This is a genomic window from Synechococcus sp. CCY9202 (assembly GCF_034931685.1).
Taxonomy (GTDB): domain Bacteria; phylum Cyanobacteriota; class Cyanobacteriia; order PCC-6307; family Cyanobiaceae; genus CBW1002.
In genome coordinates, this window is sequence record NZ_JAYGID010000035.1 from 1 (window position 1) to 10,991 (window position 10,991).

A 10,991-nucleotide genomic window follows, 5' to 3' on the forward strand; every position below is an offset into this window, starting at 1 on the left:
CGGGATCCGCTCCTCGATCGAGACGTAGGAGAACAAGGAGCCGCTGCGCTCCTGCTGACCTCGCATCAAACCTGGGGCAGTTGGCCCATTCTCGCAGAGGTGGCGGGGTTTTTCAGCAAACTCCTAATGGTCCCTGCGCCCTGGCCATCTTCAAACTCAGGCATGGCAGCTTCTTCCCCAACTTGCTTACCCCCCGCTGCCGGTGTATTTTTAACACGGAGAACAGCCGTCGGGCACCACGAAAAATCGGCCTTGTCGCGACCATTGGCCAATGCCGACGCCGGCCAGTACATGAGTCTCAATCGCTGCTTCCAAGGTAAATCGGTATTTTTCGTGGTGCCCCGTCGTTGACGGAGCCCAGTTATTTCTCCATCCACCCTCCCGCCGTTGGCGGATCCATCCCATGAACCTGAAAGAACTCGTCGACGTTGTCGCCGCTGAAACCGAGCTCCCTGCAGGCCAGGTGCGCAAGGTGAGCCTCGCGCTGCTCGATAAATTCGCTGGCCTGATCGACAGCCAAACCAATTTCGTGTCGCCCGTGATCATCCTCACGGCCGTCACGGCTCCGGCCAGGCCGGCGACAGAAGGCAAGCCTGCCGTACCCGAGCGCAAGTTTGCCCGCATGTCCATTCGCCCCAAGAAGCCCGCTGCTCCTGCCGCGGGCTGAGGCTGCTGCCATGCCCGTGCGTGCCTTCTTGGCGGCCCTGCGGCGTTGGTTCAGGCCCCAGCGGGGGTCTGTGCCGGCGCAACTGCCTCCGCCGCTGTCGACACCACCGCCGCTCGAACCCAAGCCCAAGCCGCTCCAGCTCCGCTACCCGGAACTGGTGGCCTTGATTGCGGCCGACACCGCACTGCCGCCTGAGCAGGTGCGCCAGGTGTGTGATCGGCTGCTTCAGCAGTTCGCCAAGCTGATCGAACACGACCAGGGCTTCACCTCCCCTGTGCTCAGCTTCAACGTGATCATCCGGCCCGATCAGCGTCGCTTCGCGCGGGTGGTGCGGCGTTTGCCGCCCGCCCAGTGATCACGCCATCGGCCTGGATCACCCTTGCGGTTTGCGTGATGGCCGCTGTGCTGTTGGCGGTGGGCATGCTCGTGCTCGGCGACTGCCTCGATGCCGGCAGCGCCCTGCGCGCCATCCGCTGGGACATCGCCCTGCTGCTGCCGATTGCTGCCAACCTCGCCCCTGGCCTGCAGCTGCCCCCCATGCTGTTGATCACCTCCGTGGTGTTCGCCGCCAGCCAGAGCTTTCTCTCCCCATCGGCAACCAGACCAACCTGATGGTCTTCGGCCCCGGCCGCTACCTCTTTCTTGATGTGCTCCGCTACGGCTGGCCGCTTTCGCTCCTCTATGCCCTCACCGTGCCCGCGCTGGTGCTGTGGTTGGGGTGATCATGAAAGTCATGCCTTCCGCGAGTGCCGCGATCACCTGCTCTGCCCTGCCAGCGCAGCAGCGCGGCGCCTGCCGGCGGCAGCGTGCTGAGGCGCTGCAACGCCAGTGGCTGGCCACCCTGGCCTGGGGTAACGGCACGATCCCTGCGGCCGAGGCTGCCCGCATCCAGCTCTGGCTTGGCGTCTTCCCGGTGAGCTGGCAGCAGATGCCCGATGCCGCCTTGCTGGAGCAGCAGATCGCCACGATCCACCAGCACCTGGCCGGCAGCTACACCGCCCTGCTCACCGCGATGGTGCTGGATCCGGCCCTTCAGCTTTCGCTCAACGGCCCTGCCAACCACCGCCGCAACCCCAACGAAAACCTGGCCCGTGAGCTGCTGGAGCTCTTTTCCCTCGGTGAGGGTCACTACAGCGAGCGCGATGTGCGAGAAGCGGCCCGTGCCCTCACCGGCTACCGGCTCACGGCCGATCGGCAGCTGCAGCTCGATCCCCGCCGCCATGATCCCGGCCCCAAAACCATCCTCGGCCGCACCGCCGCCTTTGATGGAGAGAGCCTGGCCGCCTGGCTGGCCCAGCAGCCCGCCACCGCCCGCCACATCACCAGCCGCCTCTGGCTGCAGCGGGTGGGCACGCCGCCACCGCCCCAGCGGCTGGAGGCACTCGCCAATGGCTGGCGCCAGCAGCAGCTCTCCATTCCCTGGTTGCTCCAGGCGATCGAGGCCAGTCCGGAAGCGATCCGCAGCCGGCAGCAGGGCCAGCGACTGGCTAATCCTCTGGAGGTGGTGGCCCGCAGCCTGCACCTGCTCGGCAGCCGTCACCCCGATGCACTGGCCATCAGCCTGCGCGGCCTGCGCGCCATGGGCCAGGCGCCCTTCGAGCCGCCCTCGGTGAAGGGCTGGCCCCACAACGCCCAGTGGCTGAATCTGCGCTGGCTGCAGGCCCGGCGCCGCAGCCTCCAGGCCCTGCTCGCCGATGAGGAGGTGTGGGCCAGCGCCCAGCTGCCCCCAGAACTACCCCCCACCCTCACGCCGATTCCGCCCCTGGGCCTGGCCCTGCCCGCGACGCCCAGCCGCGCCACGCTCTCGGCCCTGTTTGCCGATCCCGTGTGGCAACTGGCATGAAACGCCGCTCCCTTCTTTCGCTGCTGCTCGCCAGCTCCGCCGGGGCTGCCCTCGCTGGTGGGCGTTGGTCTTCGGGTGGAGCTGGTTCGCCCCGCAGCCGCTCGGTGCTGGTGCTCCTGGAGCTGCGCGGCGGCAACGACGGCCTCAACACCCTCGCCCCGATCGCCGATCCCCTCTACCGCCAGGCCAGGCCCACCCTGGCCCTCGATGGGGGTGAGGCCCTGCCCCTGGTCGCGGGCCTGGCACTCCATCCCGCCCTGGCGCCGCTGCTGCCCCTCTGGCAGAGCCAGCGGCTGGCCTTTGCCCTCGGGGTGGGCTGGCCCCGGCCCAACCGCAGCCACTTCAAGGCCGCCGACCAGTGGGCCACCGCTTCCCCCTCGGGTGAAGGCAGCGGCTGGCTGGCGGCTGCCCTCGATCAGCGCCAGCAGCCAGGCCCGTTGCTGGCCCTTGGCCCCGCCGGCTGCCCGGCCATGGAAGGAGGCAAGGCCCTGGCCCTCCAGCTCTCGTCCGCCGAGCTGCGCGGCCGCCAAGGGGCCGGCTTCGATCCGGCGGAAGCCGGCGCCAATGCCGTGCTGCGCCAGATGCTCGCCCTCGAGCAGGCCGGCATGCAGCAACTGCAGCGCCTGCGCCGTGAGCTGGCGCCCCTGCCCCCTGGCCTGGCGATCCCCCGCGGGGCGCTCGGCCAGCAGGTGGCCCTCGCCCTGCGGCTGATCGGCAGCGGCGCCTGTCCGCCCGTGCTCCAGCTCGCCCAGGGCGGCTACGATACCCATGTCGGCCAGGCTGTCCGCCACGGCCGGGTGCTTAGTGAACTTGCCACCGCCCTCGCCGCCTTGACCACTGGCCTGGAGCGCCTGCCCAACCGCCCGGCGGTCACTCTGCTGGCGGTGAGTGAATTCGGCCGTCGCCTTCGCGAAAACGGCTCCCGTGGCACCGACCACGGCAGCGCCTCCGTGGCCCTGCTCCTCGGCGAGCAGTTGCCCAACCGCCTGATCGGTCGCTACCCCAGCCTCAGTGATCTGGATGAGCGCGGCGACCTGATCCCCAGCCTCTCGCCACCTGATCTTTACCGGCAGGTGTTGCAGAGGGTGGGGGTTTGAGGATCAGGTGACGTGTTCTGGCGGGATGGCATGCAACAGGCACTCCCCTCCCTCCTGCACCTCCAGAACGCGATTGATCAGATCGCCGTTGCAAGCTTGTTCGGCAAACGCCAGGGCTGTTTTCAGGCGATCCCATTGCAGCACTGCGCTGAGTTCAGCCTCCCTCAGCACAATCACTCCGGGATGCAGATCAACCCCCGCGGCCAGGGTGATGAAGTCACCCACGTTCACTGTCACCCCCACCTGGTCTTGCGAGAAGGCAGTCGCAAACACGGCCGCATCCGTTGCGCCCGACAGCCCCACGTGGACGACAGCTAGAGCTTCAAGGCGCTGGGGCTCAGCCGCGCTGGAGGAGCAGCGCCTTACGCGGGCGCCCGGGCGGCTTGGGTAGGCGGGCCTGGATCTCGGCGTAGTCCAGCGCGGTGCGGCTGAGCTGAGGGAAGTCGTCCTCCAGCTCTGTGCGGGAAACGCCAGCACGCAACTGCTCCACCACCACGGCCACGGGAATCCGCGTGCCGCTGAACACAAGCTGCCCCGAGCAGATCGCAGGGTTGCGCACCACCACACCTTGGGGTCGCTGGAGCAACCGGTACCGGTAGCGAAGTTCCCGGCTCACCGTGGAGAGATCCATGCTCAACGGCACGGCACCGCGCATCACCAGCTGGCCTTCCCGGCGCAACCAGCTGCCCTGCTGCGGCCTGCAGCTGCGGCCAAACACCGAGAAGATCTCGCGCTTTTGCTCGGGTGTCAGCCGCACGCCCTGTTCACTCAGGCAGGCCACCACCCGGAAGTACAACAACTCGCGAAACCCCATCGCCTCGCCCCCTCGCAAGGGCTTCGGGGCCACTGCTGCCAGCACCCGCCGGAACTCCTGGTGCAGTTCCTTGGCATCGGCGCCGATCAACGCCGCTCCAGCCGCAGTGGTGAGGCGGGCAGACACGAGCGCAACTCCAAAAGGTGACTTCTCATTGAAGCCTGGTTCTGGTTTGGCGTGCGTGCGACCTCGGGTCGGTTCAGGTTGTTGCCGCCAGCACCAGGTTGGCCCGCTGACTGCCGTCGCCCCAGAGCTGCACGTCCCGGAAACCACGGCAGTGGCCACGGGGCAGCCGCAGCCGGCGCACCTCACAGCCCATCGGCGCAGCGGTGCCGTGGATCCAGGTGTCGGCCCGCAACCGCATCACAGTGCTCCAGCGGGTTTGACCGCTGAACCAGGCGAGCAGCTCGGTGCTGGGGAAAGCGCGATCGGCCAGGAGTGTGATGGCGCCGAACCGGGTCAGAAGCTGATCGGCCTTCTCCAGCAGGGCGATCACGACCTCAGCGCTGACGCTGGCACTGGGGTGCTCCAGCGTTTGCCACAGCAATCGATCCCCTGGTCCGTGTGGATCCGCACCACCGGCTCCGTGGCCACGTCGCCATGGGTAAATCCCTCGACCCGCGTGATGCGGATGGAACCGAGGCCGTGGTTCCGAAGCATGGGGTGGAAATCCGCGGTGTCGTCAGGCGAGCCGCACCTTGGATTTGGATTTTACGTGTGCCTCATCGCGACCCGTTCGATCGGCTTCTCGCGGCCCAGGCAGAACTCAGCGGTCTCACCCTGGCAAGCCTGGATCCCGCCCTGCAGGCCGATCCCTGCCGCCTGCTGTGGTACCGCCGTCAGTCCCGCTCCCAAGCGGGTCCGCGAACAGTTCGGCCTCAGGGCTGGGCAGACCCTTCAGGTGATCGCCTTGAGGGCACCAACACCTTTCAGCGCGAGGCAGAGCGCCTGTGATGCCCACGCGGGTGGTGGTGGATCTCGACAGCCGGCTTGCTCTGGCGGCAGCCCAGCTCAGCCAGGCCCTGCAGTTGCCAATGGCAGACAGCATCATCCTGGCCACGGCCAGGGATCGCCAGGCCAGGATATACACCATGGACAGCGATTTCCGCGGCATCGCCGACGTGGAATGGATCGATGTGATCCCCTGAATCAGAGCAGCGCTGACCTGATCTGTTTCTCTGCTGACGCACTGCTCTGCTGACGCACTGGCTGCAGTGGCGGCAATCAGCAGATCGGCGCCCTGATCCAGCCAGCCAGCCAGTTGCGCCGCATGGGTCGGTGATCAGGGCGGCTTGGGTAGCCCCAACCGTGAGCGGGAGCCAGTACTGTCTAGTCAGATGACTGGTTATTCAGGGAGGAGCAGGGATGGCGATCTGGCCGGTGCAGCACGCCAAGGCACGGTTCAGTGAACTCCTCGATGCCTGCGTGCGGGAGGGGCCCCAGGTTGTGTCTCGCCGTGGAGCGGAAACCGCGGTGCTCGTGCCGATTGAGGAGTGGCGCCGCCTTGAGGCTGCGGCCCGTCCTTCCCTCAAAGAGCTCTTGCTGGCCCCCTCGGCTCGCAGCGAAGCCCTGGTGCCGCCCCGGGGGAAGGCCCGGCGGCGTGAGCTGATCAGCCTGTAGGTGCTGCGGTGTATCTCCTCGACACCAACGTGGTTTCAGAGCTGCGCAAACCACGCCCCCATGGCGCGGTATTGGCCTGGCTCAATGGCGTAGACGACGCCAACCTGCATCTGGCCACGGTGACCCTGGGCGAAATCCAGGCGGGCATTGAGCTCACCCGTGAGCAAGACCCAGGCAAAGCCAGCGAGATCGAAGCCTGGCTGGATCTGGTGAGCCTCAGCTACAACGTTTTGCCGATGGATGGATCAGCCTTTCGCTGCTGGGCCCGGCTGATGCATCGCCAATCCAACACCCTCTATGAAGACGCGATGATCGCCGCCATTGCCAAGGTGAACCATCTCACCGTGGTGACCCGCAATGAGGCGGACTTCAAAACGTTTGAGGTGCCACTCCTCAATCCCTTCGAAACAGATCGCTGAAGCTACCGAGCGGACCCTGTCAGCCACCCCGCCGTTCCCACAACATGAACGGCTCGAAGCTCACACTGACCCCGAATTTCTCGGCGATGCCCCGCAGGCGCCACGTCGAGGCTGCCGATCAGGAGGCGCAGTGCAGCACATCGCGTCGATGCCGATCAGCAGACGGTGCTCGGCCCTCCCCCACCTCCTCATGCCGTCCGGTCCGGCGGTCGCATCGATTGGTGCCTGGCCCTCATGCAGGGCTCGGCTGTTGCCGCTGTTCTGCCCTTCGCGCATTCCGATGGAGGCATGCAGTTTGCATGACTTCTCAGTATGTTGAAGGAAGCACTGCTCTGCGCGATCCATGCCATCCCTGCAGATCCGCGACCTTCCCGAACCCCTGCACATCCTTCTTCAGCGCCGGGCCCGTGCCCACAAGCGCAGCCTCAGCCAACAGGCCCTGGCCGATCTGGAGGCCCTCGCTGGTGGTGATCCGCGGCAACGGCGACAGCAGGCTCTAGAGCGGATCGCACAGCGCTGGCAACAGCAGCCGGCGCTGCAGTGGCCTCAGTCGCCGGAAGCGCTGATCTGTGCCGATCGGGAGCGCTGATGCCTACGGCCTTTGTGCTCGATGCCTCGGCGGCACTGCGGCTCGTGTGCCACGACCCCATGGCAGCCAGCTGGGCTGAGCAGCTGCAGCAGGCGAGCCTGGTGCTGGCTCCTGAGCTCATGCTCACAGAGGTGGCCAATGCTCTCTGGAAGCTGCAACGCGCCGGCAGCCTGGCCGGCCTGGATCCTCAGCTGCTGCTGGCAGATGCCCGAGATCTGGTGGACCAGATCGATCCAGACCGCCATCTGCAGGTTGAAGCCCTCGCCCTGGCCTGCCATCTGGATCATCCAGTGTACGACTGCCTCTACCTGGCGCTGGCCCGCCGGGAAGCGGCCGTGTTGCTCACGGCTGACCAACGCCTGCAACGGCTGGCAGACAAGGTGTTGCCCTGAGCCGCAGCTGCGGGCGCTGCGCCGGACTCACCCACCCCGCCGTTCCCACAACATGAACGGCTCGAAGCTCACACTGACCCCGAATTCCTCGGCGAATTCCAGCACCCGGCACCAGGCCCGGTTCTCACGAACGATGCCCCGCAGGATCAGCGGCGCATTCCCCCGCTGCAGCCCCATCTCAAAGAGGGGCAAGCCCAGCGAGGGCTGGACCTGGTCGTCCTGAAACGTCGGCGCTTCTGCCTCGATACATCGGCCCTGCTCACGCTCGGCGGGGTGACCTGGGGCAGCAAGGGGGGCACCGCAGGGCACCGATGGAGTACAGACGTACTAAGTTGGTGACTGTTTGAGTCGGGCGGGGCTACTTAGGGTGGAAGAAGTTTTTCGGCATCTGGATGCGCCGCTGCCCTGGTGGCGGCTGGGGTTTGATGGCAAAGCTCTGCTGGAGGCCGTCGTTGGCAGTGTTGTTGGCCTGATCGCTCTGTTCTCCTCCTATGACCACGTCAACCTCCCAGGACAACCTCTCCCTCTCCCCCAGCAATGGGGTGTCTGGCTCATCGCTCTCTCCCTTCCGCTCGTTTTTGCGGATGCTCAACTGGCGGCGCGATCCCGCCAGGGAGATGCGGCTGAAAGAGCTCAAGAAGCGTTCGAAACAGCTCGAGAGAGAGCTCGCGTTGCTCGATTGGATGCACTCCGAGCTCGACTTGATCGAGGCCGACTTGCCTTCCAGCTCGACCCCTCCACAGGCAACCGCCGCAAACTCCAACGACTGCTGAGCCTGCTCAACAGCCCTGAGATGGCTGAGCTGTTTCGCGGTTGAGGTCATCTCACCGCCTCCAGTAACCGTCGCAGGGCCTAGCGCCAGGGGGTGGGTGCCAGCTGCAGGGTGCAGCGGGTCCTCCGCTCACCCACTGCCACGGCCACATCAAACCAGCTGGCGGCACCGGCATCACACCAGTGCAGCACCGGCTCAGGCACGTTGGCGGTGATCACCCGCCAGCAGGCCCGAGGCGGGATCACCGGGGTAATTCGCTGGCTGCTGATGACTGTCTGCTGATGAGAAGCACGATCACCTCCCGCGGGCAGACCGTGATCCCCGCTGCCAGGCAGAGGCCTCGCTGAAAGCTGGGCCATGAGAGCACCACCGCTGGCCGTTGCTTCTGGGACTGCCGCTCGGTGAACGGAAACGGCACCCGGACCACCGTGTAGGTCTCGAAGGTGTTCACAGATCGCGGAACGCTTCCTCGTCCGCCGGGCTGCTCCACTCGCTCAGGCCCCGCTCCAGCCCGTGGAGATAGGCCAGATCCAATGGCGTCACCGCCCGCACCCGCACCGAGCCATCCTCCAGCTCCCAACTGAGCTGGTCGCCCTGCCGCAATCCCAGGGCCTCACGCACAGCCTTCGGCACAGTGACCTGCCCCTTGGAAGTGAGTGTGGCGACGTCCATCGGCACCGAACCTGGCACTGGACCCACTTTAGGCCTGATGCCTCCTTGTCGTAAGGGCGCCTTACGTCCTGTCGAACAGCTTCAACGGCAATCAGGGGAGAGCCGCAGGTCAGCGGCCATCGACGGCAGGAGTGGTCAGGGAAGCAGGAGCCGTTGCAGGCCATGAAACCGTTCGAAATCCCGATCGAAGCTCACGAGGCGCCAGCCATTGGCCATCGCCAACGCCGCCAGATAGGCCTCCGTGTGGTCCACGGAGCCAGGCTCACGCCAGGCTGCCGGCAGAACGCCTCCAACACGCCAGAGGCTTCCGCACTGCTCTTCACAGCCGTGCCCATCAGCTTCGGCTGGCACACCAACCGGATCAGACCAAGGGCGGTCACCGTGCAGAACAGCACCCGTTCAGCAGCCTGGCCTTCCCAGTACTGAAGTGCCTGCCTGTGGTCATGGCTCCAGCAGGGCAAACAGCTCAGCATTGCTGAGTTGCTCGGGCGCGATGGCCAGGGGGCCTTCCAGGCGGGGCATGGTCGCGGCGCTTCGCTGCACAGGCCCCGGTGCTGGCGTTGCGCTCAACCCCTGCTCCACATAGCTGCGCAGCAGCTGCTTGACGGTGACGCGTTCACGGGCCGCCCGGGCCTTGAGGCGAGCGAACAGCGGATCCGGCAACTCCAGATGGTTGTGTGTCCAGCAGCGGCTGGGCATCGCGGGCCACATGCCGCCAGATCACCGAGCTGTGCTGGGGCAGCTGCCGCCAGGCGTCCCGATCGAGGCCGATCACGTCCCGAGCCACGCCTTGATCCAAGAGTCGATCCGCCCAGCACTCGGCTTCGCGGGTGCTGCGAGCAACGACCAGCAGGTCCGTGTCCGACAGTCCATCCCAGTCGCCACGGGCTCTGGATCCAAAGAGATAGATCTGATCAGGCCGCTCCGTTGGGTCGGGCGACGCCGTCTGGCCGGTCCACGCAGCATCCCCTGGATCGACATCCAGCACGGCGTTGATGCGCTGCTTGAGATCCGCAAGCCACTGGGCATGCCGTTGTTGGCGCAGCTGCTGAAAGCTGGCGATTCCAGGCATGTGTGAGCACCCGGCAACTACTCCATTCTGATCCAGATCGGAACCGGGTTGATGGCGCACTCCCTCGGCGTCAGTTGCAGTCGCTCGAAGCTTTCATGATCCTGCGGGATCTGCAGCTGAGAGCACCACACTCACCACAACAGCGCGATGGGTCACGCAGGCCATGGCACCCCAGCTGTCAAGCGACATCCGGAATTGGCAGCACCCGCTGGCGCTGCTTCCCTCGCGGGCGAAACCAAAACCGACGCCGTGATCCTGGCCCTGAAAGAGCGGCTGCGGCGCCTGCAGCGCCAGAGCCAGACCACAGCGAATCAGCAAGCCAGCCTCGTCAACCGACTCGACCAGATCGCCCTGCGTTGTGCTGGGCGGCCGATCGGCGATCGTCGCAGCGCAGAAGAGATCCTTGGCTACAACGCCATGGGCCGGCCCAGCGTCATGAAATCCGTGGCGCAGCCTTCTGGCTGCACCAGTTCCTGGTCGTGCTGATTCGGGGCGGCCTGGCAGTTGATGCGGCAATCAGCAGATCGACGCCGTGGTGGCCGATGCTTGCCGAAAGCAGGCCCCAGCTGCCGGGTGCTGAGGGCCAGTTCAGCCTCAGGTCGCACCGGGAGGGTAAGCAGATTCAGGAGAGGATCAAGGTCTTGCTGGTGGCCGAGTTCCTCAAGACTGGGAGTGTGGCGGTGGAGTGCGGCGAGGGGCCTTGCTCGCCCTTGTCTGTGTTTGGAACGCTCCAGAACCGGTGCTGGCAGCACACCACATCTGGTGTGCCTCCGGGCCTGGATTCGGACACTGCCGCCGCACCATGCCGGGAGCTTCCGGCCGTGCCGGCGCTGGCGTTGCGGGAACACTGACTCAGCCCTGCAATACTGGAGCTTGATTCCGGATTTGCAGAGTTGAATGGCGGGGCCCGCGTCCCTTTGCGTGGTGTAAAACCCGAGGCCCGAATGCCCTGACTCAGAGGGTGAACAGGGTGGAATGACGGGCTGTCATTCCTGAGGCGCAGATGCACCTCGTTTTTCCACGATGAAATGAGG

19 protein-coding genes and 2 pseudogenes are annotated in these 10,991 nt (G+C 66.0%); 12 read left to right on the forward strand and 9 right to left on the reverse strand.

Annotated elements, in window-relative coordinates:
* Nucleotides 1–403 precede the first annotated feature (403 nt).
* The 5 genes and pseudogenes from VB777_RS05450 to VB777_RS05470 all read left to right on the forward strand — a co-directional run bounded on the left by VB777_RS05450 (nt 404) and on the right by VB777_RS05470 (nt 3,607).
* Nucleotides 404–667, forward strand: a complete 264-nt coding sequence (locus VB777_RS05450; protein ID WP_323247567.1) for a hypothetical protein — start codon at nt 404–406, stop codon at nt 665–667.
* A 10-nt stretch (nt 668–677) separates the two neighbouring features.
* Nucleotides 678–1,022, forward strand: a complete 345-nt coding sequence (locus tag VB777_RS05455) for a hypothetical protein (RefSeq protein WP_323247569.1) — start codon at nt 678–680, stop codon at nt 1,020–1,022.
* 125 nt (nt 1,023–1,147) lie between these two features.
* Nucleotides 1,148–1,389, forward strand: a pseudogene (locus VB777_RS05460) (SLC13 family permease); the annotation flags it as partial.
* A gap of 11 nt (nt 1,390–1,400) precedes the next feature.
* The gene (locus tag VB777_RS05465; protein ID WP_323247571.1) at nt 1,401–2,510 is read left to right on the forward strand and encodes a DUF1800 family protein; all 1,110 of its coding nucleotides are present in this window, start codon (nt 1,401–1,403) and stop codon (nt 2,508–2,510) included.
* Nucleotides 2,507–3,607 carry a DUF1501 domain-containing protein gene (locus VB777_RS05470; protein ID WP_323247573.1) on the forward strand — a complete coding sequence of 367 codons (1,101 nt, stop codon included), beginning with the start codon at nt 2,507–2,509 and terminating at the stop codon, nt 3,605–3,607. The genes VB777_RS05465 and VB777_RS05470 overlap by 4 nt, the downstream gene beginning before the upstream one ends.
* A 3-nt stretch (nt 3,608–3,610) precedes the next feature.
* Here the strand turns inward: VB777_RS05470 and VB777_RS05475 are convergent.
* The 3 genes and pseudogenes from VB777_RS05475 to VB777_RS05485 form a co-directional block, all read right to left on the reverse strand.
* Nucleotides 3,611–3,928, reverse strand: a pseudogene (locus tag VB777_RS05475) (DUF5615 family PIN-like protein); the annotation flags it as partial.
* A gap of 16 nt (nt 3,929–3,944) precedes the next feature.
* The gene (locus tag VB777_RS05480; protein ID WP_323247575.1) at nt 3,945–4,547 is read right to left on the reverse strand and encodes a DUF433 domain-containing protein; all 603 of its coding nucleotides are present in this window, start codon (nt 4,545–4,547) and stop codon (nt 3,945–3,947) included.
* A 73-nt stretch (nt 4,548–4,620) separates the two neighbouring features.
* Nucleotides 4,621–4,968: a hypothetical protein gene (locus VB777_RS05485; RefSeq protein ID WP_323247577.1), complete on the reverse strand. Its 348-nt coding sequence runs from the start codon at nt 4,966–4,968 to the stop codon at nt 4,621–4,623.
* Nucleotides 4,969–5,138: 170 nt separating this feature from the next.
* Between VB777_RS05485 and VB777_RS05490 the strand changes: the two genes are divergently transcribed.
* From VB777_RS05490 to VB777_RS05515, 6 genes are all read left to right on the forward strand, one after another.
* Nucleotides 5,139–5,375, forward strand: a complete 237-nt coding sequence (locus VB777_RS05490; RefSeq protein ID WP_323247579.1) for a hypothetical protein — start codon at nt 5,139–5,141, stop codon at nt 5,373–5,375.
* The gene (locus VB777_RS05495) at nt 5,375–5,569 is read left to right on the forward strand and encodes a PIN domain-containing protein (protein ID WP_323247581.1); all 195 of its coding nucleotides are present in this window, start codon (nt 5,375–5,377) and stop codon (nt 5,567–5,569) included. Before VB777_RS05490 ends, VB777_RS05495 begins: the two co-directional genes overlap by 1 nt.
* Nucleotides 5,570–5,786: 217 nt before the next feature.
* The gene (locus VB777_RS05500) at nt 5,787–6,041 is read left to right on the forward strand and encodes a type II toxin-antitoxin system Phd/YefM family antitoxin (protein ID WP_197163567.1); all 255 of its coding nucleotides are present in this window, start codon (nt 5,787–5,789) and stop codon (nt 6,039–6,041) included.
* Between the two features lie 8 nt (nt 6,042–6,049).
* The gene (locus tag VB777_RS05505; RefSeq protein WP_323247584.1) at nt 6,050–6,460 is read left to right on the forward strand and encodes a type II toxin-antitoxin system VapC family toxin; all 411 of its coding nucleotides are present in this window, start codon (nt 6,050–6,052) and stop codon (nt 6,458–6,460) included.
* A gap of 343 nt (nt 6,461–6,803) precedes the next feature.
* Nucleotides 6,804–7,049 carry a FitA-like ribbon-helix-helix domain-containing protein gene (locus VB777_RS05510; protein WP_259737265.1) on the forward strand — a complete coding sequence of 82 codons (246 nt, stop codon included), beginning with the start codon at nt 6,804–6,806 and terminating at the stop codon, nt 7,047–7,049.
* Nucleotides 7,049–7,441: a type II toxin-antitoxin system VapC family toxin gene (locus VB777_RS05515; protein ID WP_323247587.1), complete on the forward strand. Its 393-nt coding sequence runs from the start codon at nt 7,049–7,051 to the stop codon at nt 7,439–7,441. Before VB777_RS05510 ends, VB777_RS05515 begins: the two co-directional genes overlap by 1 nt.
* A gap of 27 nt (nt 7,442–7,468) precedes the next feature.
* Here the strand turns inward: VB777_RS05515 and VB777_RS05520 are convergent, their stop codons facing one another.
* The 6 genes from VB777_RS05520 to VB777_RS05550 form a co-directional block, all read right to left on the reverse strand.
* On the reverse strand, nt 7,469–7,750 hold the full coding sequence (locus tag VB777_RS05520) for a hypothetical protein (RefSeq protein WP_323247589.1): 282 nt from the start codon (nt 7,748–7,750) through the stop codon (nt 7,469–7,471).
* A gap of 49 nt (nt 7,751–7,799) precedes the next feature.
* Nucleotides 7,800–8,264: a hypothetical protein gene (locus VB777_RS05525; RefSeq protein ID WP_323247591.1), complete on the reverse strand. Its 465-nt coding sequence runs from the start codon at nt 8,262–8,264 to the stop codon at nt 7,800–7,802.
* Nucleotides 8,265–8,293: 29 nt separating this feature from the next.
* The gene (locus VB777_RS05530; RefSeq protein WP_323247593.1) at nt 8,294–8,458 is read right to left on the reverse strand and encodes a hypothetical protein; all 165 of its coding nucleotides are present in this window, start codon (nt 8,456–8,458) and stop codon (nt 8,294–8,296) included.
* A 202-nt stretch (nt 8,459–8,660) separates the two neighbouring features.
* Nucleotides 8,661–8,885 (reverse strand): AbrB/MazE/SpoVT family DNA-binding domain-containing protein, encoded by a 225-nt coding sequence (locus VB777_RS05535; protein WP_323247595.1) that lies wholly within the window; start codon nt 8,883–8,885, stop codon nt 8,661–8,663.
* Nucleotides 8,886–9,326: 441 nt separating this feature from the next.
* Nucleotides 9,327–9,548 (reverse strand): hypothetical protein, encoded by a 222-nt coding sequence (locus tag VB777_RS05545; RefSeq protein WP_323247597.1) that lies wholly within the window; start codon nt 9,546–9,548, stop codon nt 9,327–9,329.
* Entirely contained in the window at nt 9,502–9,957 is a 456-nt protein-coding gene (locus tag VB777_RS05550; protein ID WP_197154684.1) for a nucleotidyltransferase domain-containing protein, read from the reverse strand. The genes VB777_RS05545 and VB777_RS05550 overlap by 47 nt, the downstream gene beginning before the upstream one ends.
* Nucleotides 9,958–10,152: 195 nt before the next feature.
* On the opposite strand from VB777_RS05550, the gene VB777_RS05555 reads away from it, so the two are divergent.
* Nucleotides 10,153–10,443, forward strand: a complete 291-nt coding sequence (locus tag VB777_RS05555) for a type II toxin-antitoxin system VapB family antitoxin (RefSeq protein WP_323247600.1) — start codon at nt 10,153–10,155, stop codon at nt 10,441–10,443.
* The last annotated feature ends 548 nt before the right edge of the window (nt 10,444–10,991 follow it).

What these genes read in the sequence shown, in the direction of transcription:
- VB777_RS05550 (WP_197154684.1), bottom strand. Translation starts at nt 9,957, where the DNA reads ATGCCTGGAATCGCCAGCTTTCAGCAGCTGCGCCAACAACGGCATGCC.
- VB777_RS05500 (WP_197163567.1), top strand. Translation starts at nt 5,787, where the DNA reads ATGGCGATCTGGCCGGTGCAGCACGCCAAGGCACGGTTCAGTGAACTC.
- VB777_RS05525 (WP_323247591.1), bottom strand. Translation starts at nt 8,264, where the DNA reads ATGACCTCAACCGCGAAACAGCTCAGCCATCTCAGGGCTGTTGAGCAG.
- VB777_RS05455 (WP_323247569.1), top strand. Translation starts at nt 678, where the DNA reads ATGCCCGTGCGTGCCTTCTTGGCGGCCCTGCGGCGTTGGTTCAGGCCC.
- VB777_RS05470 (WP_323247573.1), top strand. Translation starts at nt 2,507, where the DNA reads ATGAAACGCCGCTCCCTTCTTTCGCTGCTGCTCGCCAGCTCCGCCGGG.
- VB777_RS05515 (WP_323247587.1), top strand. Translation starts at nt 7,049, where the DNA reads ATGCCTACGGCCTTTGTGCTCGATGCCTCGGCGGCACTGCGGCTCGTG.
- VB777_RS05535 (WP_323247595.1), bottom strand. Translation starts at nt 8,885, where the DNA reads ATGGACGTCGCCACACTCACTTCCAAGGGGCAGGTCACTGTGCCGAAG.
- VB777_RS05450 (WP_323247567.1), top strand. Translation starts at nt 404, where the DNA reads ATGAACCTGAAAGAACTCGTCGACGTTGTCGCCGCTGAAACCGAGCTC.
- VB777_RS05495 (WP_323247581.1), top strand. Translation starts at nt 5,375, where the DNA reads ATGCCCACGCGGGTGGTGGTGGATCTCGACAGCCGGCTTGCTCTGGCG.
- VB777_RS05510 (WP_259737265.1), top strand. Translation starts at nt 6,804, where the DNA reads ATGCCATCCCTGCAGATCCGCGACCTTCCCGAACCCCTGCACATCCTT.
- VB777_RS05465 (WP_323247571.1), top strand. Translation starts at nt 1,401, where the DNA reads ATGCCTTCCGCGAGTGCCGCGATCACCTGCTCTGCCCTGCCAGCGCAG.